Annotated in this window: 19 protein-coding genes; 12 read left to right on the top strand and 7 right to left on the bottom strand. The window is 71.2% G+C overall.

Going from position 1 to position 19511, the window contains the following annotated elements:
* Positions 1–130 precede the first annotated feature (130 nt).
* Positions 131–2116, bottom strand: a complete 1986-nt coding sequence (locus BT98_RS24030) for an AI-2E family transporter (RefSeq protein WP_051544272.1) — start codon at positions 2114–2116, stop codon at positions 131–133.
* 238 nt (positions 2117–2354) lie between these two features.
* On the opposite strand from BT98_RS24030, the gene accD reads away from it, so the two are divergent.
* Complete coding sequence (gene accD, locus BT98_RS0110875; protein WP_019462836.1) at positions 2355–3338, top strand: acetyl-CoA carboxylase, carboxyltransferase subunit beta; 984 nt, start codon at positions 2355–2357, stop codon at positions 3336–3338.
* Between the two features lie 50 nt (positions 3339–3388).
* Entirely contained in the window at positions 3389–4732 is a 1344-nt protein-coding gene (locus BT98_RS0110870; protein WP_115359318.1) for a bifunctional folylpolyglutamate synthase/dihydrofolate synthase, read from the top strand.
* Between the two features lie 22 nt (positions 4733–4754).
* Here BT98_RS0110870 and BT98_RS0110865 read toward each other — a convergent pair whose 3' ends face one another.
* Together BT98_RS0110865 and trxA are read right to left on the bottom strand one after the other, a co-directional pair.
* Positions 4755–4988: a hypothetical protein gene (locus BT98_RS0110865; RefSeq protein WP_019462838.1), complete on the bottom strand. Its 234-nt coding sequence runs from the start codon at positions 4986–4988 to the stop codon at positions 4755–4757.
* Between the two features lie 25 nt (positions 4989–5013).
* Positions 5014–5343, bottom strand: coding sequence for a thioredoxin TrxA (trxA, locus tag BT98_RS0110860; protein ID WP_026033517.1), 330 nt, complete (start codon positions 5341–5343; stop codon positions 5014–5016).
* Between the two features lie 194 nt (positions 5344–5537).
* Between trxA and BT98_RS0110855 the strand changes: the two genes are divergently transcribed.
* The 5 genes from BT98_RS0110855 to BT98_RS27260 all read left to right on the top strand — a co-directional run bounded on the left by BT98_RS0110855 (position 5538) and on the right by BT98_RS27260 (position 9702).
* Positions 5538–5891, top strand: a complete 354-nt coding sequence (locus BT98_RS0110855; RefSeq protein ID WP_037250496.1) for an ArsR/SmtB family transcription factor — start codon at positions 5538–5540, stop codon at positions 5889–5891.
* A 289-nt stretch (positions 5892–6180) separates the two neighbouring features.
* Positions 6181–6969 (top strand): cytochrome c oxidase subunit II, encoded by a 789-nt coding sequence (coxB, locus tag BT98_RS0110850; RefSeq protein ID WP_314209667.1) that lies wholly within the window; start codon positions 6181–6183, stop codon positions 6967–6969.
* Between the two features lie 25 nt (positions 6970–6994).
* Positions 6995–8593 carry a cytochrome c oxidase subunit I gene (gene ctaD, locus BT98_RS0110845; protein WP_019462842.1) on the top strand — a complete coding sequence of 533 codons (1599 nt, stop codon included), beginning with the start codon at positions 6995–6997 and terminating at the stop codon, positions 8591–8593.
* Positions 8594–8603: 10 nt separating this feature from the next.
* Positions 8604–9554, top strand: coding sequence for a heme o synthase (locus BT98_RS0110840; RefSeq protein ID WP_019462843.1), 951 nt, complete (start codon positions 8604–8606; stop codon positions 9552–9554).
* Positions 9547–9702, top strand: a complete 156-nt coding sequence (locus BT98_RS27260; protein WP_155985200.1) for a hypothetical protein — start codon at positions 9547–9549, stop codon at positions 9700–9702. The genes BT98_RS0110840 and BT98_RS27260 overlap by 8 nt, the downstream gene beginning before the upstream one ends.
* Before the next feature lie 341 nt (positions 9703–10043).
* Here the strand turns inward: BT98_RS27260 and BT98_RS27255 are convergent, their stop codons facing one another.
* Positions 10044–10856 carry an OmpA family protein gene (locus BT98_RS27255; RefSeq protein ID WP_027297214.1) on the bottom strand — a complete coding sequence of 271 codons (813 nt, stop codon included), beginning with the start codon at positions 10854–10856 and terminating at the stop codon, positions 10044–10046.
* 580 nt (positions 10857–11436) lie between these two features.
* On the opposite strand from BT98_RS27255, the gene BT98_RS0110825 reads away from it, so the two are divergent.
* From BT98_RS0110825 to BT98_RS0110815, 3 genes are all read left to right on the top strand, one after another.
* Positions 11437–12084: a cytochrome c oxidase assembly protein gene (locus BT98_RS0110825; protein WP_019461710.1), complete on the top strand. Its 648-nt coding sequence runs from the start codon at positions 11437–11439 to the stop codon at positions 12082–12084.
* Positions 12085–12210: 126 nt separating this feature from the next.
* A complete protein-coding gene (locus BT98_RS0110820; RefSeq protein ID WP_019461711.1) occupies positions 12211–13083 on the top strand; it encodes a cytochrome c oxidase subunit 3 in 873 nt (290 codons plus the stop codon).
* 106 nt (positions 13084–13189) lie between these two features.
* The gene (locus BT98_RS0110815) at positions 13190–13636 is read left to right on the top strand and encodes a pyridoxamine 5'-phosphate oxidase family protein (RefSeq protein ID WP_019461712.1); all 447 of its coding nucleotides are present in this window, start codon (positions 13190–13192) and stop codon (positions 13634–13636) included.
* A 191-nt stretch (positions 13637–13827) separates the two neighbouring features.
* Here BT98_RS0110815 and BT98_RS0110810 read toward each other — a convergent pair whose 3' ends face one another.
* Positions 13828–14907: a class I SAM-dependent methyltransferase gene (locus BT98_RS0110810; protein ID WP_019461713.1), complete on the bottom strand. Its 1080-nt coding sequence runs from the start codon at positions 14905–14907 to the stop codon at positions 13828–13830.
* 166 nt (positions 14908–15073) lie between these two features.
* On the opposite strand from BT98_RS0110810, the gene BT98_RS0110805 reads away from it, so the two are divergent.
* Both BT98_RS0110805 and BT98_RS0110800 read left to right on the top strand, forming a co-directional pair.
* On the top strand, positions 15074–15889 hold the full coding sequence (locus BT98_RS0110805; RefSeq protein ID WP_019461714.1) for an SURF1 family protein: 816 nt from the start codon (positions 15074–15076) through the stop codon (positions 15887–15889).
* On the top strand, positions 15886–17382 hold the full coding sequence (locus BT98_RS0110800) for a carboxypeptidase M32 (RefSeq protein ID WP_019461715.1): 1497 nt from the start codon (positions 15886–15888) through the stop codon (positions 17380–17382). Before BT98_RS0110805 ends, BT98_RS0110800 begins: the two co-directional genes overlap by 4 nt.
* 240 nt (positions 17383–17622) lie before the next feature.
* Here BT98_RS0110800 and BT98_RS0110790 read toward each other — a convergent pair whose 3' ends face one another.
* Positions 17623–18345, bottom strand: coding sequence for an acid phosphatase (locus BT98_RS0110790; RefSeq protein WP_019461716.1), 723 nt, complete (start codon positions 18343–18345; stop codon positions 17623–17625).
* A gap of 172 nt (positions 18346–18517) precedes the next feature.
* Positions 18518–19507, bottom strand: coding sequence for a tetraacyldisaccharide 4'-kinase (gene lpxK / locus BT98_RS0110785; RefSeq protein WP_019461717.1), 990 nt, complete (start codon positions 19505–19507; stop codon positions 18518–18520).
* Positions 19508–19511: the final 4 nt, after the last annotated feature.

The raw sequence follows: 19511 nt of genomic DNA, 5'->3' as shown, positions 1-19511 counted from the left end.
GATCACAGGAAGAACCGACTCATCGGGTCCAGGGCCCGCAGGGTCCTGGCGGATGAGGGGGGCGGGGGAAAAGGCGGAGCCTTGTCCCCCGGGACAGCGCAACGCCGGAGGTTGGAGAGCCGTCCTCCGCTCAGGGTTTCGCGGCCTGGGTTTCCCGTGCTTCCGTGGCGCTCCGTGTTGCCGGGCTGGCTTGCAGCAGGGTGTCCAGCGCGTCCTGGAGCCGTCGGACGAACCGCACCGTACCGTCGCCGAGGATTTCCGGCGGCAGGGCGTCGCGCAGGGCCTGTTCCTGCGATGCTTCGGCCTCGCCCCAGATCCCGATCACCAGCGGCAGGGCGGGGAAGTCCCGCCGCAGGCGCAGCACCGCGTAGCGCAGGCTGGCGCCGCTGGTGCCGCCGTCCACCACGGAAAGGCAGAGCGCCCGCACCGTGCCGCCGGGGGCGGTGGTCATCGGCTCCGGCTTCCGCAGGGCGGCGTTGGGCAGCATCCCGGCGCCGAAGCCGCGCTGGCGCAGGGCCTGGACCAGCATGCAGGCGGCCTGGCCATCGAAGCGGCCGCGCCCGGGAACGCAGAGGATGCTGCCGGGGGCCTCCCAGCCGTCAGGCACGGAAGCCGGCGGGGCTGGGGGCGGGGCTTCCGGGGCCCTGTCGTCGCCGGTTGCTCCGGCAGGGGCCACGGGGCCTTCCATGAGGGGGGCCTCGTCCTCCCCGGCATCCTCGTGGTCCGCCAGGTCCTCCAGCAGCGCGTCCACCTTGTCGCGCACCCATTCGACGCGCCGCCGGCTCAGGGCGCCGCGCCCGGCATCGGCCTGGGCCAGCGCCAGGCCGGGCAGCGCCACCTCGTCGTAATAGGCGCGTAGGGAGGTGCCGTTGAGGCGCAGCTCGGCCTGCTCGATCAGCCCGTCCGCGTCCCCGGCCAGGGCGCGCTGATAGAAGGCCTCGGGCGGCGCCAGGGCCTCCCGGTCCCCCAGCAGGACGTCGAGGAATTCGAGCTGCTTCACGTGCCGGCCGAGGACCACGAGGCAGAGCGTCAGCGGCATCGCCATCAGCAGGCCGAGGGGCCCCCAGAGCCAGGTCCAGAAGGCCGTGGCCAGCAGCACCGCGATCGGGGTGAGGCCGGTGCTGTGGCCATAGACCAGGGGTTCCACCGCCTGAGCCTGCAGCCCCTCGGCCACGGCGAAGAGCGCCACGGTCCAGAGCAGGGTGGCCCAGCCCGGATCCACCGCCAGGGCCAGCAAGGCGGGGAAGGCGACGGAGATGATCACGCCGACGAAGGGGACGAAGCGCATCAGCCCCGCCAGCACGCCCCAGAGCGCCGGGTTGGGGATGCCGACGGCCCAGAGGCCCAGGCCGATGACCGCGCCGAAGCAGGCGTTCAGCATCACCTGGGCCAGAAAGAAGCGGCTGAGGCGCGTCGTCGCCTCGTCCAGCGCGGCGGTGGTGCGCTGCAGGTCGCCGGAGCCGACCAGCTTGATGACGCGGTCGCGCATGTCCTCCCGGTACAGCAGCAGGAAGACCACGAAGACCGCGACGATGCCGGTGGTGGCGACCGGGCCGACCAGGGGGGCGATCACGCTCTGGATCAGCTCCAGCGTTCCCGGTTCGGGCGTGTGGACCTCGACCGGCAGGGGGCGGACGGAGGTTCCGGCCTCGGCGGCGGGGCCGGCGGAGGCCGAGGAAGAGGTGGAGGCGTGGGGGCGGGGCACGACGTTCTCGCCCAGGCGCTGGAGCAGGCCGGAGACACGCTCCACCATGCCGCCGCTGGACAGATGCCCGACCTTCTCCATCACCGCGGCCTGGTAGCGGGGCAGGTCGGTGGCGAGCTCGGCCATCTGCCGCCCCATCACCACGCCGCCCGTGGTCAGCAGGCCGAAGGCCAGGAAGACGGTCAGCAGCACGGCGGGGATGCGCGGCACCCGCCAGTGCCGTAGGCCCCGCACCACCGGCGCCAGGACGAAGGCGAGCAGCGTCGCCAGCACCAGCGGCACCAGGAGTTCCCGCGTGACGTAGAGGATGCTGACCACCGCCACGATGGCGTAGAGCGTGCCGGTGCCGCCGCTGGGCAGTCCGGCGGCCCGGATGCGGGCGCGGGCGCCGGAGCTTTCGGGAAGACGCATGCTGCTCCGTCTCGGCCGGGCCAGGGGGACGGGCGGCCCCGGCCTGTGATGGCGCGCCCGGCCTTTCGCCAACGCCAGGAAGTGGACGGGGTTTTTCGCTTTCTGCGACGTTTCTCCGGTGGTGAGTTCCGGTGCCGCGAACAGGGGAGGCGAGGGCGGAAGGCAGCCTTGCCGCACTCGCCTCTTGCGCAGGGGGCTGGGAGATGCCTACTCCCGCCCCGCGCGGAGGAGTTGAGCGATGAACTGGATTTCCGACTGGGCTCTGCCGAAGATCCAGACCCTGTTCGGCAGCAAGCGGGACGTGCCGGAGAACCTCTGGCACAAGTGCCCGTCCTGCGAGCAGATGATCTTCCACCGCGACCTGGAGCGCGGGCTGCATGTCTGCCCGCATTGCGGCCATCACCTGCGCATCGGCGCGCTGCGGCGGCTGGACTACACGCTGGATGCCGGGTGGCAGCGCATCGAGCTGCCCAAGGCGCCGCTCGACCCGCTGCGCTTCCGCGACCAGCGCCGCTATGTGGACCGGCTGAAGGAGGCCCAGGCCAAGACCGGGCTGGACGAGGCCGTGGTGGTCGCGCATGGCACGATCGAGGGCAAGGCGGCGGTGGTCGCGGCCTTCGACTTCAACTTCCTCGCCGGCTCGATGAGCGCCGGGGTGGGCGAGGCGCTGGTCGCCGCCGCCCGGCTGGCCGTGCTGCAGGATGCGCCGCTGATCGTCTTCAGCGCCTCCGGCGGGGCGCGGATGCAGGAGGGCGCGGTCAGCCTGATGCAGATGCCGCGCACGGTCATCGCCTCGCTGATGGTCAAGGAAGCCGGGCTGCCCTTCATCACCGTGCTCTGCGACCCGACCACGGGCGGCGTCACCGCCTCCTTCGCCATGCTGGGCGATATCCAGATCGCCGAGCCCAGGGCGCTGATCGGCTTCGCCGGGGCGCGGGTGATCGAGCAGACGGTGCGCGAGAAGCTGCCCGAGGGCTTCCAGCGGGCGGAATACCTGCTGGAGCACGGTATCCTGGACATGGTGGTCAGGCGCGGCGACATGAAGGTCACGCTGGCGCGGCTGATCTCCCTGCTGCGCGAGCGCCTGCCCCCTGGGCTGGAGGTGGAGGAAGCGGAGCTGCCGATGCCGCCGCCGCCCGACATCGCCGCGCCCAAGCCGCAGCCGCGCCCCACCGTGGTGGCCCGCACGGCGCCGACCGAGAATCCGGCGAACGGCGACTGAGGCCGCCGCCCATGCCCGGCCCCACGCGCTCCTCCCCCGTGGCGCCCTCCATGGCGCCGGGCCAGCTCGACCCCTCGCTGCGCCTGCCCACCGGCATCGAGCCGGGGCGGGCGGAGCGGATCGTGGACCGGCTGCATGCGCTGCATCCGAAGCTGATGGACCTCAGCACCGGCCGGATCGAGCGCTGCCTGGCGGCGCTCGGCCATCCGGAGCGGCACCTGCCGCCGGTGCTCCATGTGGCGGGCACCAACGGCAAGGGCAGCACCTGCGCCTTCGCCCGCGCCATCGCCGAGGCGACGGAGAAGCGCGTCCATGCCTATACCTCGCCGCATCTGGTGCGCTTCCACGAGCGCATCCGGCTGGCGGGGACGCTGGTGGAGGAGGAGGTGCTGGCCGCCGCGCTGGAGGAGGCCGAGCAGGCCAATGCCGGGGAGGGGATCAGCGTCTTCGAGATCACCACGGCCACCGCCTTCCTGCTCTTCGCCCGGGTGCCGGCGGATCTGCTGGTGCTGGAGGTCGGGCTCGGCGGGCGATTCGACGCGACCAATGTCGTGCCGCGCCCGGCGGCCTGCGCCGTCGCCTCGGTCTCGATGGACCATATGGAGTTCCTGGGGAACAGCCTGGCCGGGATCGCGGCGGAGAAGGCGGGCATCGCCCGTCCCGGCGTGCCGCTGGTGACCGGCTTCCAGGCGCCGGAGGCGATGGCGGCGATCGAGCGCGTCGCCGCCGAGGCCGGGGCGCCGCTGCTGCGCCGGGGACGGGACTGGGAGATCGGGCCGGAGGGCGAGGGGCTGCTCTACCGCGATGCCGCCGGGGTGCTGCGCCTGCCGCGCCCGGGCCTGCCGGGGCCGCACCAGATCGACAATGCCGGGCTCGCCCTGGCGGCGCTGCGTGCCTGGAACCCGGACTGGCTGGACGAGGCCACCGCCGCCGGGGGCTTCCGCGAGGCGCGCTGGCCGGCCCGCCTGCAACGCCTCGACAGCGGGCCCCTGGCGGCAATGCTGCCGCCAGGCTGGGAACTGTGGCTGGATGGCGGCCACAATGCCGGCGCCGGGGAGGTTCTGGCCGAGCATCTGCGCACCTGGGGCGACCGGCCGGCGCATCTGCTGGTGGGGATCAAGAAGTCCAAGGCCGCCGACGACTTCCTGCGCCCGCTGCTGCCGCGGGCCAGCTCGGTCTGGGCCGTGGCCGAACCGGGCCAGCACCTGGCGATGACGCCGGAGGAGATCGTGGCCGCCAGCGGCGGCATGGCCCGCATCGGCCCCCATGTGGCGGATGCGCTGGAGGCCCTGCTGCGCGAGGCCGATCCCGGCCGCCCGGCTCGGGTGCTGATCTGCGGCAGCCTCTATCTGGCAGGCGAGATCCTGAAGGCGAACGGCACGCCGCCGGCCTGACGACCGCGCCCCGCAGCCTGCTTCAACACCCGGTGATCCGGCCGGAGCCGATGCAGTCGCTGTAGTTCACGATCCGCATCAGGGCCGGGAAGATCCACCAGATGGCGAGGATGGCGGCAACCACCCCCAGCAGCACGCCCATGCCCAGATAGTCCGGCCCGTGCCGCCGCGCCGGGCCATGGGGCCGGGCGGGCGGGGCCGCGGGCGGGGAAGGAGCGGGCGAGGGGACCGCCGGGGTGCCAGGGGTCTCGTTCATGCCGCGCCTTCCCCCGGTTCCTGGATCAGCCCAGGTTGCTGTCCAGCCATTCGCGCAGCTTGCTGCGCGGCTGCGCCCCGACCAGCGTGCCCACCGGCTTGCCGTCGCGGAACAGGATCATGGTGGGGATGCCGCGCACCGCGTAGTCGTTCGGCGAGCCCGGATTCTCGTCGATGTTCACCTTGGCCACGGTGAGCTTGCCGGCATAGTCCCGCGCCACCTCGTCGAGGATCGGGGCCACCTGGCGGCACGGGCCGCACCATTCGGCCCAGAAATCCACCAGCACGGGGCCCGGCGCCTTCAGCACATCGGCCTGGAAGGTCTCGTCGCTCACAGCCTTGGTCAGCTCGCTCATGGCCGCCATCATCTCCAGAGATACTGCCGGAAAAGGTCGTGGCGCCGCCCCTTCCGGTCAAGGCCGCCGGCGCGGGGGCATGGGCGACGCGGCCGCATGGGTGCCGCGGGCGGGCCGGGGGGCAGGCCGGGGGGAACGGGCCGAGGTTCGGCCGGTGCTTGCGCGAAAGCCCGGCGCGGACGAAGCTGCGCGCCATGCGACAATTTCGTGGGCGTATCGGTGAGGACCAGGTGGTGGAGCTCGCCGAGACCTTCCGGCTGATGAGCGATCCCACGCGCCTGAGGATCATTCTTTCCTGCCTCGATTCGGCGGTCGCGGTAGGGGATATCGCGGATCGCCTGGGGATCTCCGGCAGCCTCGTTTCCCACCACCTGCGCCTGCTGCGCGCCGCGCGGCTGCTGCAGGCCGAGCGGCGGGGGCGGCAGGTCTTCTATGCCGTGGGGGACGAGCATGTGCGCTCGATGCTCACCGACATGACGGACCATGTGAGCGAGGAGGTGGAGACCGAGGTGGAGGGGGAGCCGGCGGCCCCCGATCTGCCCGGCTGACGCCGCCGCACCTTGTCACTCCCGCTGGCGCGTGATTTACCCATGGTTCAAGGACCGGGCACCGGTCCGGAAACAAAGGCGCGGCACCGCCCCCCGTGGCGGCAGCGGCGCGAGGGACCGGAACGGCGGCCGGCATAAGTATCCGGCAATGGGATCATCGGGGCGGGGCATGCGGCGGACAATCGCGACGGCACTGGCCGGAGGGCTCATGGGGGCCGTGCTGGCCTCCTTGACCCCCGGGGCCACGGCATGGGCACAGCGAACGGGCGCCGCCGCGCCGGAGGCCGCCGTGCCCGGGGCCACCGGGGCGCCGACCCCTTGGGGCCTCGGCCTCCAGGCCGCCGCGGGGCCGGTGAAGGAAGCGATCCACGACTTCAACAACCTAGTGCTGTGGATCATCGTCATCATCACCGCCTTTGTGGCGGGGCTGCTGGGCTGGGTGGTTTTCCGTTACCGCGCCTCGGCCAATCCGACGCCGTCGCGCACCAGCCACCACACGGTGCTGGAGATCGCCTGGACGGTGATTCCGGTGGTGATCCTGCTGGTGATCGCCATCCCCTCCTTCCGCCTGATCTATTACGAGGACCGGGCGGTGGACCCCGACATCACCATCGGCGTGCAGGGGCGGCAGTGGTACTGGCACTACAGCTATCCCGACAACGGCAACTTCGCCTTCGACAGCTATCCCATCGCCGAGGCCGACCTGAAGCCCGGGCAGCTGCGCAACCTCGCGGTGGACAATCCGCTGGTGGTGCCGGTGGGCGCGAAGGTGCGGGTGCTGACCACCGGGCACGACGTGATCCATTCCTTCTTCGTGCCCTCGCTGGGCGTGCAGAAGTACACCATCCCCGGCCGCGCCATGGAGACCTGGTTCGAGGCCGACCGGGAGGGCACCTTCTATGGCCAGTGCAACCAGATCTGCGGCACCAACCACTGGTTCATGCCGATCGCCGTGCGCGTGGTGCCCCGGGCGGAGTTCGATGCCTGGGTGGAACAGGCGAAGACGAAGTTCGCCGAGGGCAGGGGCCCCGGCTGGCCCGACGAGATGAAAACCGAAGTCGCGGAGGCTCGCCCGTAAGGGCGGAGAGGACGGAAGAGAAGCCATGGCCACCGTCACGGACGCCCATACCCATCACGACGACCACCACGACCACAAGCCCGGCTTCGTGTCGCGGTGGTTCTTCAGCACCAACCACAAGGATATCGGCACCCTCTATATCGGCTTCGCCCTGGTCTCGGCGATCGTCGGCATCGGGCTGTCGATGATCATGCGGCTGGAGCTGCTGGAGCCCGGGCTGCAGTTCTTCGCCGACGGGCAGAGCTGGAACATCGCCGTCACCGCCCATGGCGTGCTGATGGTGTTCTACGTGGTCATGCCCGCGCTGATCGGCGGCTTCGGCAACTGGTTCGTGCCGATCATGATCGGCGCGCCGGACATGGCCTTCCCGCGGCTGAACAACATCTCCTTCTGGCTGCTGGTGCCGGCCCTGGCGCTGACGGTCGCCAGCCTCTTCGTCGGCGGGGCCGGCACGGGCTGGACGCTGTACCCGCCGCTGTCCGACAGCCAGTACCAGCCCAGCATGGGCGTGGACATGGCGCTGTTCGGCCTGCACCTGGCCGGCGCCTCCTCGATCCTGGGGGCGGCCAACTTCATCACCACCATCTTCAACATGCGCGCCCCGGGCATGACGCTGCACAAGATGCCCCTCTTCGTGTGGTCGATGCTGGTGACGGCCTTCCTGCTGCTGCTTTCGGTGCCTGTGCTGGGCGGCGCGATCACCATGCTGATCACCGACCGGAACTTCGGCACCTCCTTCTTCAAGCCGGAAGGGGGCGGCGACCCGGTGCTGTTCCAGCACCTGTTCTGGTTCTTCGGCCACCCCGAGGTCTACATCATGATCCTGCCGGCCTTCGGGATCGTGTCGCACGTGCTGTCCACCTTCAGCCGCAAGCCGATCTTCGGCTATCTCGGCATGGCCTATGCCATGGTGGCGATCGGGGTGGTGGGCTTCGTGGTCTGGGCGCACCACATGTTCACCTCCGGCATCTCGGTGGACACGCGGGCCTATTTCATGGCGGCCACGATGATCATCGCGGTGCCGACAGGCATCAAGATCTTCTCCTGGATCGCCACGATGTGGGGCGGCTCCATCGAGTTCAAGACGCCGATGCTCTTCGCCGTGGGCTTCATCTTCCTCTTCACCGTCGGCGGCGTGTCCGGCGTGAAGCTGTCCAATGCCTCGGTGGATGTGATCCTGCACAACACCTATTATGTTGTGGCGCACTTCCATTATGTTCTTTCGCTGGGCGCCGTCTTCGGCATCTATGCCGGGTTCTACTACTGGATCGGCAAGATGAGCGGCTACCAGTACCCGGAATTCTGGGGGAAGGTGCATTTCTGGATGACCTTCATCGGGGTGAACCTGACCTTCTTCCCGATGCACTTCCTGGGCGCCCAGGGCATGCCCCGCCGCTACCCGGATTATCCGGACGCCTTCTGGGGCTGGAACGCGGTCGCCTCGGTCGGCGCCTTCATCTCCGGCATCTCGCTGCTGCTGTTCCTCTACGTGATCTACCTGACCTTCGCGCGGAAGGAGCGGGCGGCGGCCAATCCCTGGGGCGAGGGGGCCACGACTTTGGAATGGCAGGTCAGCAGCCCGCCCCCCTTCCATACCTTCGACGAACTGCCGAGGATCCGCTAAAGAGCCCGGCATGAGCCAGAGCGCTGTCGGCGAGGAGGGGGCTGCGGCCCCCTTCGACGCATCCACCCCCGGTTTTTCCGAGATCCGCGACTGGTTCGCCCTGCTGAAGCCGCGGGTGATGACCTTGGTCGTCTTCACCGGCTTCATCGGGATGCTGGTGGCGCCGGGCTCCATCAACCCGCTTCTGGGCTCGGTCGCGGTGCTGTGCATCGCCGTCGGAGCCGGGGCGGCGGGGGCCATCAACATGTGGTACGACCGCGACATCGACGCGGTGATGCGCCGCACCGCCAACCGCCCCATCCCCGCCGGGCGCATCCGGGCGGAGGAGGCGCTGGCTTTCGGCGTGGTGCTGGCCATCGCCTCGGTCGTGGTGATGGGGCTGGCCACCAACTGGATGGCCGCCGGCTGGCTCGCCGGCTCGATCCTCTTCTACGTCTTCGTCTATACGATGTGGCTGAAGCGCCGGACGCCGCAGAACATCGTCATCGGCGGCGCCGCCGGGGCCTTCCCGCCGGTGATCGGCTGGGCCGCCGTGACCGGCTCGGTGGACCTGCTTCCTCTGCTGCTCTTCGCCATCGTCTTCGCCTGGACGCCGCCGCATTTCTGGTCGCTCTCCCTCTGGGCACATGGCGACTACCAGCGCGCCGGGGTGCCGATGCTGCCGGTGGTGGCGGGGGCGAAGGAAACGCGGCGCCAGATCATGCTCTACACGCTGGTGCTCTTCCCGCTGGCGGTGTCGCCCTGGCCGCTCGGCCTCGCCGGGCCGATCTATGGCGTGGCGGCGGTGCTGCTCGGGCTGGGCTTCGTGTTCTGCGCCTGGAAGGTGCTGCGCGACGACCAGGACCCGCAGGGCCACAGCCTGACCAAGGACGCCCCGGCCAAGCGCTGCTTCCGCTTCTCCCTGCTGCACCTCGCTTTGCTCTTCGCCGCCCTGGCGGCCGACCGGCTGATCCTTGGCTGAGCCCGAACCCGTCCGCATGACCCCGGAGGAGAAGGTGGATTTCCACCGCCGCCGCCGGGTACGGAACTGGGCCATCCTGGCCGCCCTGCTGGGGCTCGTGCTGCTCTTCTACCTGATCGCCATCGCCCGGATGTCACAGACCTCCTGAGCCTCCGGTCCTGACCCCCGGGGGAAAGGCGCTGCCTTTCCCCCGGGCCCCCTATCCGCCAGGACCCTGCGGGCCCTGGACCCGATGGTTGGCTCTGGCTGCCGGCCGGATCGCGCCGGAGAGCCAGGCTCTCCGGCGGACTGCCGGTGCCACCAGCGCGGACAAGGTGTCTTTGCTTTCTCTCGGGAGCCCCACCTCTCCATCTGCTCCCAGGGATCAACCCGCAGGCTGACGGCCACCACGCAGGGCCAACGCAAGCCCGGGGTCCGGGGACCGGCTTCGGTCCCCGGCGGAGAGGGGCCGGGAGAGGCGGCGCCTCTCCCGGGGGGTGGAGGCCGGTGCTACCCGCCCACCCGGTACTCGATGCGGCGGTTGCGGAAGCGGCCGTCCTCGGTCGCGTTGTCCGCCACCGGCTGGCCGCTGCCGTAGCCCTTGGCCACCAGCTGGTCCGCCGGTGCGCCGCCGGCGACCAGGGCGGCGCGCACGGCCTCGGCCCGGCGCTGGGAGAGGGTCCGGTTGATCTCCGGATCGCCGGTGTTGTCCGTATGGCCGCTGACCTCGATCACCGTGCCGGGCGGCAACTGCCGCAGCCGGGTGGCGGCCTCGCGGATCAGGGGCAGGCTTTCCGGCGGGATCTCGGCGCCGGCGGTCGGGAAGTTCACGATGGAGATGTTCAGCGCCTGGACCAGCATGGCGGGGCTGAAGCTGCCCGGCAGGACGGCCAGGGCACGCATCGAGGCCGCCGTGGCATCCTCGACCCGCAGGCCGGTGGCGTCCGGCAGGGGGGCGATTCGGAGGCTGTCCGGCAGCTGCGCGCGCAGGGTGGCGATGGCCCGGTCGCGCTCGGCATCGGGCAGGCTGCCGCCGATGCGCAGCTGGCCGGGCTGGAACAGCGCCCGCAGGCCGGGCAGGCGCAGGGCGGGAAGGGTCTGGCCGAACCAGCCCATCCAGGGCGCGGGCCCGGCGGCGGGGTCGATCACCAGATCGGTGCGGACTGCCGAGGTGCCGAAGGCGCCGTTCAGTGTCTCGGTCACGCGGTGGAGGGTGGCCTCGTCGGGCAGGCGGCCGGTGGCCCGCCAGACGGTGCCGTCATAGTCCAGGAACAGCCGGGCCAGCGATGCCAGGGCCGGGGTTGTGGCGGGGGGCGCTGGCATGGCGGCGGTTGGCGCGGGCGCCGGGCGGACAGCGGGCGGGAGCGGCGCGGTGACAGACGGGGCAGTGACAGACGGGGCAGTGACAGACGGGGCAGTGACAGACGGGGCAGTGACGGGCGGGGCAGTGACGGGCGGGGCAGTGACGGGCGGGGCAGTGACGGGCGGGGCAGTGACGGGCGGGGCGAGGACAGGCGGGACGGAGGGCGGATGCGCCGGCTGGGCGGCGACCGGGATGGGCGCCTCGTGTTCCGCCGGGCCGCGGGCGAGGAGCCCGGCGCCCAGCAGGCCGAAGACCAGGACGGCCGCGGCGGCTGGCCAGCCGGTGCGGTCGGCGCTGTCCTCGCCGGTCCTGATTCTGGGATGGTCGGCCACCATGTCGCTTCCTTCCTGATCGGTGGGGCATCCTGGGGCGATCGGCCAGGCCGGACAATTCCGGCCCATGCCCGTGCGGAACAAGTTTGCGGGACAGATCCGCGGCATCCCGCGCCTTTCCGGGATACGGCGAGGGAGCGGGCACGCGGAGCAGCCATGGGGGCCGGGTTCCGCTTGAGCGGAAGGGGCCAGGGGCGCTACTGCTCCCATGGTCATGCCGAGCGATCGCGCCCCTTCCCCCCGCCCCGCCACGGAGCTCGTGCGCCGCAACCGCCGCCTGGGCCTCGCGGCGCTGGGCGCGGCGGCGGCCATGGTCGGCGTCTCCTTCGCCGCGGTGCCGCTCTATACGCTGTTCTGCCAGGTGACCGGCTACAACGGCACGCCGCGGATCGGCGGGCCGGCGGCCCCCGGGGCGCCGCAGGGGGAGCGTGGCATCACCGTGCGCTTCGACGCCCAGACCCATCCCGGCCTGCCCTGGCGCTTCGAGGCGGCGCAGCGGAGCATGGCGCTGAAGCCCGGGGAGCAGGGTCTGGCCTTCTACGAGGCCGAGAACAGGGCCGCGACTCCGGTGGAGGGCATTGCCCTCTACAACGTCACGCCGGAGGTGATGGGGCCCTATTTCCACAAGACGGCCTGTTTCTGCTTCGACGCGCAGACCCTCCAGCCCGGGCAGAAGGTGGAGATGCCGGTGACCTTCTGGGTCGATCCGGCGATGCTCCAGGACCCGAACACGCGCGACATCCGCACGGTGACGCTCAGCTACACCTTCTTCCGCACGCTGGAGGACGCGCAGCGCGCCGGAGCGCTGGCCCATGCCGGGCCGCATGTGGGCAAGGCGGCTTCCGCCACGCCGTGAGGGGGCGCCTTCCGTCCGGCACCGCGCCTCACCTCTCCCGACTTGATCGGGGCCGGATTTCGCGGGATTGATGGCGTAACCAAAAGCTGCGGCGCCCGGCCGTGGTGAATCCGAACGGGATGCGTAATGGCCAGCACGGAAACGACCATGGGGACCCTCGGCACCGACATTCCCGACGCCCCGCCGCTTCACAAGCATCCCTATCACCTCGTCGATCCCTCGCCCTGGCCGATGATCGCCTCGTTCTCGGCGGGCACGATGCTGCTGGGGATCATTCTTTTCGCGCACAGCAACATCCACTGGGTGCTGGGCCTCGGTATCCTGGGCGTGCTGTTCAGCATGGCTGGCTGGTGGCGCGACGTGATCCGCGAATCGCGCACCCCGGGCGTCTACACCCCGATCGTGCAGATCGGCCTGCGCTATGGCATGGCGCTGTTCATCGCCTCCGAGGTGATGTTCTTCGTGGCCTTCTTCTGGGCCTATTTCCACTTCGCGCTGTTCCCGGAGCATGTGTCCGGCGCCGCCGCGCCCGCCGTCTGGCCCCCCGCCGGGGTGCATACCTTCGACCCCTTCGGCCTGCCCTTCCTGAACACCATGATCCTGCTGCTTTCCGGCACCACGGTGACCTGGGCGCATCATGCGATGCTGGAGGGCGACCGGAAGTCCGTGCTGCAGGGGCTGGGGATCACCGTGCTGCTGGGCCTCAGCTTCTCCTTCTTCCAGTTCTGGGAGTATGGCGAGGCGCCCTTCGCCTTCGTGAACGGCGGCATCTATCCCTCGGTCTTCTTCCTGGCGACCGGCTTCCACGGCTTCCACGTCATCGTCGGCACCATCTTCCTGGCGGTCTGCTGGTTCCGCGCCTATGCCGGCCAGTTCACGCCGCGGCGCCATTTCGGCTTCGAGGCCGCCGCCTGGTACTGGCACTTCGTGGACGTGGTGTGGCTGTTCCTGTTCGTCTTCATCTACTGGTGGGGCGCCGGGCCGGTCGCCGCGCACTGACCGGCCGGGGCGTTCCGGGAGCTCCGTCGGCGGCCGGCGCCGCCGGCACGCGGCAAACATGGGCATCGGCGCGCGTTCATCCCCGGTGAGCTGCCGGAGAGGGCCGATGAACCACACGACCAGCCAGATGAGCCTGGGCGATCTGTCCAGGCTGATGAGCAAGATCGACCACTGCATGTTCTCGACCCATGCCGGGAGCGGCCACATCGCCAGCCGGCCGATGAGCAACAACGGCGATGTCGAGTACAAGGGCGAATCCTGGTTCTTCGCCCTGGACAGCACCCATACCGTCGGGGAAATCGAACGCGATCCGAAGGTGGCGCTGTCCTTCACCAGCAGCCAGGGGCTGCTCGGGCAGAGGCCGCTCTTCATCGCTGTCGAGGGAGAGGCGGAGCTGATCCGGGACAAGGGCGCCTTCCAGGAACACTGGACCAAGGACCTGGACCGGTGGTTCGAGCAGGGCGCGGACACGCCGGGCCTGACGCTGATCAAGGTCCGGGCCAGCCGCATCACCTACTGGGATGGAACGGAAGAGGGCGAGGTCACGGTCTGATCCGAACGGTTGTCCTCCCCTGGCGGTGTCGCGCTTCGTGGTGGCCCGCCGGGGGAAAGGCTCCGCCTCTCGCCCCGGATCCCGGGCTTGAGGGGGCGCCGGGTGGTGGCCTCTGCTTTGCGGCCCGAATCCCAGGAGCAGGTGGAAAAATGGGGCTTCCAAAGAAGGAACGCCTTGTTCGCGCTCCCGGATCAGGCCGGTGGCTGCCCGGGACGGCGGGAAAGCCAGTGCACTGCCCGGCGTAGCGGCCGCGTGGCACGCCAGGTGGTGGAAGCCAGGATGGACTGGAGCAGGGCCTCGTTTTCGCTTCCCGGGATGTCTGGCTGCGGGGATGGGATGTGCCGCCCGGCCGCCTGAGGCGCCTCGCCCCCTGCCGCCGGGGTCAGGACATAGAGGTTGGCCCGGCCGCAACCGGGGAAGGAGTGGAACACCACCTGCCATCCGGCGCGCCGTGCCGCCTCCAGAAGGAAATCCTGCGAGAAGCCCAGCTCCATCCAGCCGAAGCGGCGCATGCAGAAGACCGACAGCGCATCGAGACGCGGGCCCCAGGCATAGGGAACGTCAGGGCGGGGAGCCTCGACCACGGGTTCGCCGCATAGCAACAGCCGCCCCCCTGGCTTGATCCGGTCGTGCAGGCTCCGCAGCAGCGCCTGGAAGTCGATCGCGTGGTGGAAGGCTTCGTAGAACATCACCGCGTCGAAGCGCTCCGTCCCGAATCCCTCGCCGAAGCGGGCCTGCTCCACCTCGATGGGCAGGCTCATCCTGGCCGCCTGCTGCCGGATCACCTCCACGGCGACCCGGTCGATGTCGACGCCACATGCGCGGTAGCCCATGCGGGCCAGCATGAGCAGCAACTGGCCGCTGCCCGGGCCGTATTCGAGGACCGAGCCACCCGGTTCGAGGCCGAGATGCCGCAGAATGTGTCCCCAGGCATAGAGATGCTCGCCCGTCATGGCTGCGTCACGGAAGCTCCAGGGCACGAGGCCGGTCCAGATCGCCTCCGGAACGTCGTAGGAGGGTGCCTCGTCGCGCTCAGGGGTGTAGCCGCCCGCGCCTTCCTCGTCCGGGCGCGAGCGCAGCGCCAGATACAGGTCGAGGACTCCCCGGTGGTAGTCGTCCGAGAAGGGATCGAGCCCGTTGAGCCGCGCCGCATCGGGCATGTCGAGCACGAACTTCGTCAACCGGACGTATTCGGCGGCATCCGGAACGCCTCCGCCGAGCCTGTCGAGCACAGCGTCGAACTCCGCCGGCGACACCCGGGCCTGGACCATCGGAACCCCCCCTTCCCGCTGTCGCCGGGCAGTCTGCCTCATTGCGGAAGCGAGGGAAAAGGTCATTGGGCCTGGCGCGACGGGTGGGACCGGTGCGGGACCCGGGATGGCTGGACGTCGCGTGGTGGAGAGGGCAGGAATTTCCCGGCTCAACCTGAAGCGCCTCATGACACGTTTTCGCCGCCTGCTGATTCCTCTCCTCTGCGTCCTGCCTGTCCTCGTGGTGCTGGTGGAACTCGGGAACTGGCAGGTCCGGCGCCTGCACTGGAAGACCGATATCCTGGCCCGTGTCGATGCCGCCGAGGCGGGCCCACCCCGGGTCCTGCGCGACCCGCCGGAGGAACTTTCCAGGGTCGTCGCCACCGGGCGCTTCCTGCATGACCGGGAGGCGCTGGTCGGGCTGGAGGTGCGGAACGCCGTGCTGGGTGCCTTCCTGGTCACGCCGCTGGAACGGGCGGACGGCCCGCCCGTGCTGGTCAACCGCGGCTGGGTGCCGCTGGAGCGCAGGGCGCCGGTCGGCCATCCGGAGGGGGTGGTGAGCGTCACCGGCTGGGTCCGCCCCGCCGATGGGCACAGCCTCTTCGCCGCCAGCGACGATCCCGCCGGGCGGCGCTTCTACACCTTCGATCCGGCGGTGATCGGCCCGGCCCTGGGGTTGCCGCGGGTGGCGCCCTATGCGCTGGTGGCCCTGGCCGCGCCATCGGCCGCCCCATCATCGTCCGGCACCGGCCCGGCGCCCGGAGGCCAGGCCAACGGGAATGCTCCCAGCCTGCCGGGGGGCTTGCCTGGGGTGGCGGCGGGTCTTGCCCCGGCCACGCCATCCGGAGCCGCTCCGGTGGGCTCCCTGCCGCAGCCGGCCCGCGCCATGCCGCGCCCCGACAACCCGCATCTCGGCTATGCCATCACCTGGTACGGCACCGCCCTGGCCCTGGCCGGCGTCTTCGCCGCCTTCGCCTGGCGCCGCTTGAAGGACCTCGCATGACGAACGACCCCTATCTCCGCCTGAAGTCCCGCTTCAACCGCATCGGCGCGCTGGGCGAGGCGCACGCCATGCTGGGCTGGGACGCCTCCGCGATGATGCCCGAGGGAGGCGGCGCCTCGCGCGGCGAGCAGCTCGCCGTGCTGGCGGGGCTGTCGCACGAGCTGCTGACGGCACCCGTGGTGGCGGAGGACCTCGCCGCCGCCGAGGCGAGTCCTCCGGCGGAGGCCTGGGATGCCGCCAACCTGGCCCTGATGCGCCGGACCCATACCCGCGCCGCCTGCCTGCCGGGGGATCTGGTGGAGGCGGTCTCGCGCGCCAACAGCGCCTGCGAGAAGGTCTGGCGCCGGGCGCGTGCCGCTTCCGACTTCGCCATGGTGCGGCCGTATCTGGAGGAGGTGGTGCGCCTGCAGCGCGAGGAGGCCGCGGCGCTGTCCGAGGCCACGGGCCTCGCCCCCTATGACGCGCTGATGGACGGGTTCCAGCGCGGCATCGGGGCGGCGGATGTGGAGCCGGTCTTCGCCGCCTACGAGGCCTTCCTGAAGGAGGCGCTGCCCGAGGCGGAGGCGATCCAGGCCCGCCGCCCGGCGCCGCTGGAGCCTGCCGGGCCTTTCCCGGTGGAGATCCAGAAGAGGCTCTGCCGCCAGCTTTCCGAGCGGATCGGCCTGGACTTCACCCATGCGCGCCTGGACGAGAGCGCGCATCCCTTCTCCGGCGGCACCCCCGCCGATGCGCGCATCACCACGCGCTACGACGAGGCGAACTTCGCCCAGGCGCTACTCGGCGTGGCGCATGAGACGGGGCATGCCCTCTACGAGCGCGGGCTGCCGGACGCCTGGGAGCGCCAGCCGGTGGGCGAGGCGGCGGGCATGGCGGCGCATGAATCGCAATCCCTGCTGATCGAGGTGCAGGCCTGCCGTTCCGACGCCTTCCTGTCCTGGCTGGGGCCGCAGCTCCATGCCGCCTTCGGGGGCGCGGCGGAGGCTTACGACGGTGCCAATCTGGGCCGGCTCTGGCGGCGGGTGGCGCGCGGCTTCATCCGCGTGGATGCCGACGAGATGACCTATCCGGCACATGTCATCCTGCGCTTCCGGCTGGAGCGCGCGCTGATCGGCGGCACCCTCGCCGTGGCCGACCTGCCGGGCGCCTGGAACGAGGGGTTCCGCGACCTGCTCGGCATCGTGCCGCCCGACGACCGGCGCGGCTGCCTGCAGGACATCCACTGGTATGACGGCGCCTTCGGCTATTTCCCGTCCTACACGCTCGGCGCCATGGCGGCGGCGCAGATCATGGCGGCCGCCCGCGCCGCCGTGCCGGGGATCGACGCGGCGCTGGCCCAGGGCGATTTCGCACCGCTGCTCGGCTGGCTGCGGCCCAACATCCATGCCAAGGCCGCGAGCCTCGGCTTCCAGGACCTGCTGCGGGAAGCGACCGGCGGGCCGCTCGATCCCGCGGCTTTCACCCGGCATCTGCGGGCGCGCTACCTGCAGGGCTGATGCCGCCCGCCCGGGGGCGCGCGGCGCTGCTGGCGCTGCGCTCCCCCAGGGGATAAAGCCCTGCCTTTCCCCCGGACCTCCTATCCGCCAGGACCCTGCGGGCCCCGTACCCGGTTCGTTGGTCCTTGCTGGCGCCCGATCGTGCCGGAGAGCCTGGCTTTCCGGCGGTGGGGGTTCCGGGGGGGCAGGCGGGGCCTCCCCAGGGGCCAGCCATTGAGCGCAACGCCGGAAAGCCTGGCGTCAGAGGTGCATGGCGCTCCGCAGCTCGGCCCTGGCGGCCGCGAAATCCGCCTGGAAGGCCGGATCGGCGAGGAGGACCGCCGCCATGGCGGTGCCGGCGCGTTGTCCGGCGTCCAGGTCGCTCGGGTAGTGCATGCCGCCGATCACGCGGCTCCAGGCATAGCCCCGCGCCCGCTCCCAGATCGCCTCGCGCTGCTCCGGCAGCATGGCGGCCAGGACGATGGCGCTCATGGTCACCCGGGTCGTGTGGCCGGAGGGCCAGGAGCCGCTCTTCGAGGCCGGCACCAGGGCCTTCACCCGCGGATCGGCCAGGTAGGGCCGCACCCGGCCGAAGAAGGGCTTGGCCGGGTCCACCGTGGCATCCTCCGAGGCGCCGATCCGGTCGAAGAGCAGGGCCGTGCGGGGCAGCGTCGCCCGGTCCAGCGAGGCGCCGAGGATGCCGCCGAACATGTCGAACAGGGCTTCCTTCGCATCCGCCACGGCCTGGGCGATGCGCTCGGGGCTGGCTTCCGCCTGCACCGCGATGATCCGGTCGATCTCGATCCTCTGCACCGCCGCGTCCGGCGGCGGGGCGAGGAGCACCGTCAGGTCGAGCTGCCGGGCGGTGACATAGGGGGGTGCTTCCTCCGCCCAGGCAGGGGGCCAAGCGGGCAGGGCGAGGCCGAGCAGCAGCGAGGAGGCCAGCAGAAGGGTGCGGCGCCCGGTGGCGTGACGATGCGGCATGGGGGAATCGGCGGGTTGTTGCGGCTGCATCCGAGGTGAATGGCCCAGCCGCGGCAAATGAAACCCTGGCAACCTGGGCCGGGGTGCTCCCTGCCGGATCCCGGTCGCGGCGCACCACGTGGCAAGGGCTGGGCGGCCTTTGCCGATGGCCTGTGGGGGGCGCCCTTTTCGCTCAGGCCGGGATCGGCACCTGCTGGGCCAGGGGGTCGATCAGCGCCTCGATGGTGGCCGGCTCCTCCCAGGCGAGGGTGATGTTCAGCACCGTGATCCGGGCGCGGAAAGCCTGGGGCAGGCGGACGAAGTCCTTGCGCGTGGTGACGGGGATGGCGCGCAGCCGGTCGGCCTCGGCCAGCAGCTCCCGCAGGTCGCCGGCGTCGAAGGGGTAGTGGTCGGCATAGGCGGCGCGGCCGGCGATGACCGCCCCGGCCTCCTGCAGGCTGGCGAAGAACTTCAGCGGGTTGCCGATGCCGCAGAAGGCGAAGACCGGCTGCCCGACCAGCATCCTGGCCTCCGGGCCCGGCACCAGCTTGCCGCGCAGCACCGGCATCCTCGGTGGCAGCTTCGCCAGCGCCCCGGTGCGGTCCTCGCCGATCAGGATCGCGGCGCGGCAGCGCGCGGCGGCGGTCCCGACGGATTCGCGCAGCGGCCCGGCCGGGATCACGTGCCCGTTGCCGAAGCCGTAGGAGCCGTCGATGGTCAGCAGCGACAGGTCCTTCTCCAGCGTCGGGTTCTGCAGCCCGTCATCCATGACGATGGCCTGCGCGCCGCCCTCGATCGCCGCGCGGGCGCCGGCGGCGCGGTCGCCGGAGATCCAGGCCGGGCGCTCGGCGGCCAGCAGCAGGGCCTCGTCGCCCACGTCATGGCTGTCGTGCTTCGCCGGATCGACCCGCAACGGGCCCTTCAGCTTGCCGCCATAGCCGCGCGAAAGGAAATGCACGTTGATGCCGCGATTGGCCAAGCGCCGGCCGAGGTCGAGCGCCAGCGTCGTCTTGCCGGCGCCGCCGGCGGTGACGTTGCCGCAGCAGATGACCGGCACCGGGGCCTTCCAGCCCGGCTTGGCGACGCGCTTGGCCGTCGCCTGAGCGTAGAGCGCGGCCAGGGGAGACAGGAGCAGGGGCAGCACTCCCCCGCCGTCCCCGCTCCAGAACTCGGGGGCACGCATCGGC

The sequence above is a fragment of the Roseomonas mucosa ATCC BAA-692 genome (genome assembly GCF_000622225.1).
GTDB classification, from domain to species: Bacteria; Pseudomonadota; Alphaproteobacteria; order Acetobacterales; family Acetobacteraceae; genus Roseomonas; species Roseomonas mucosa.
This window is presented reverse-complemented; position numbering and strand designations above follow the sequence as displayed.

What these genes read in the sequence shown, in the direction of transcription:
- BT98_RS24030 (WP_051544272.1), bottom strand. Translation starts at nt 2,116, where the DNA reads ATGCGTCTTCCCGAAAGCTCCGGCGCCCGCGCCCGCATCCGGGCCGCC.
- accD (WP_019462836.1), top strand. Translation starts at nt 2,355, where the DNA reads ATGAACTGGATTTCCGACTGGGCTCTGCCGAAGATCCAGACCCTGTTC.
- BT98_RS0110870 (WP_115359318.1), top strand. Translation starts at nt 3,389, where the DNA reads ATGGCGCCGGGCCAGCTCGACCCCTCGCTGCGCCTGCCCACCGGCATC.
- BT98_RS0110865 (WP_019462838.1), bottom strand. Translation starts at nt 4,988, where the DNA reads ATGAACGAGACCCCTGGCACCCCGGCGGTCCCCTCGCCCGCTCCTTCC.
- trxA (WP_026033517.1), bottom strand. Translation starts at nt 5,343, where the DNA reads ATGAGCGAGCTGACCAAGGCTGTGAGCGACGAGACCTTCCAGGCCGAT.
- BT98_RS0110855 (WP_037250496.1), top strand. Translation starts at nt 5,538, where the DNA reads ATGCGACAATTTCGTGGGCGTATCGGTGAGGACCAGGTGGTGGAGCTC.
- ctaD (WP_019462842.1), top strand. Translation starts at nt 6,995, where the DNA reads ATGGCCACCGTCACGGACGCCCATACCCATCACGACGACCACCACGAC.
- BT98_RS0110840 (WP_019462843.1), top strand. Translation starts at nt 8,604, where the DNA reads ATGAGCCAGAGCGCTGTCGGCGAGGAGGGGGCTGCGGCCCCCTTCGAC.
- BT98_RS27255 (WP_027297214.1), bottom strand. Translation starts at nt 10,856, where the DNA reads ATGCCAGCGCCCCCCGCCACAACCCCGGCCCTGGCATCGCTGGCCCGG.
- BT98_RS0110825 (WP_019461710.1), top strand. Translation starts at nt 11,437, where the DNA reads ATGGTCATGCCGAGCGATCGCGCCCCTTCCCCCCGCCCCGCCACGGAG.
- BT98_RS0110820 (WP_019461711.1), top strand. Translation starts at nt 12,211, where the DNA reads ATGGCCAGCACGGAAACGACCATGGGGACCCTCGGCACCGACATTCCC.
- BT98_RS0110815 (WP_019461712.1), top strand. Translation starts at nt 13,190, where the DNA reads ATGAACCACACGACCAGCCAGATGAGCCTGGGCGATCTGTCCAGGCTG.
- BT98_RS0110810 (WP_019461713.1), bottom strand. Translation starts at nt 14,907, where the DNA reads ATGGTCCAGGCCCGGGTGTCGCCGGCGGAGTTCGACGCTGTGCTCGAC.
- BT98_RS0110805 (WP_019461714.1), top strand. Translation starts at nt 15,074, where the DNA reads ATGACACGTTTTCGCCGCCTGCTGATTCCTCTCCTCTGCGTCCTGCCT.
- BT98_RS0110800 (WP_019461715.1), top strand. Translation starts at nt 15,886, where the DNA reads ATGACGAACGACCCCTATCTCCGCCTGAAGTCCCGCTTCAACCGCATC.
- BT98_RS0110790 (WP_019461716.1), bottom strand. Translation starts at nt 18,345, where the DNA reads ATGCCGCATCGTCACGCCACCGGGCGCCGCACCCTTCTGCTGGCCTCC.
- lpxK (WP_019461717.1), bottom strand. Translation starts at nt 19,507, where the DNA reads ATGCGTGCCCCCGAGTTCTGGAGCGGGGACGGCGGGGGAGTGCTGCCC.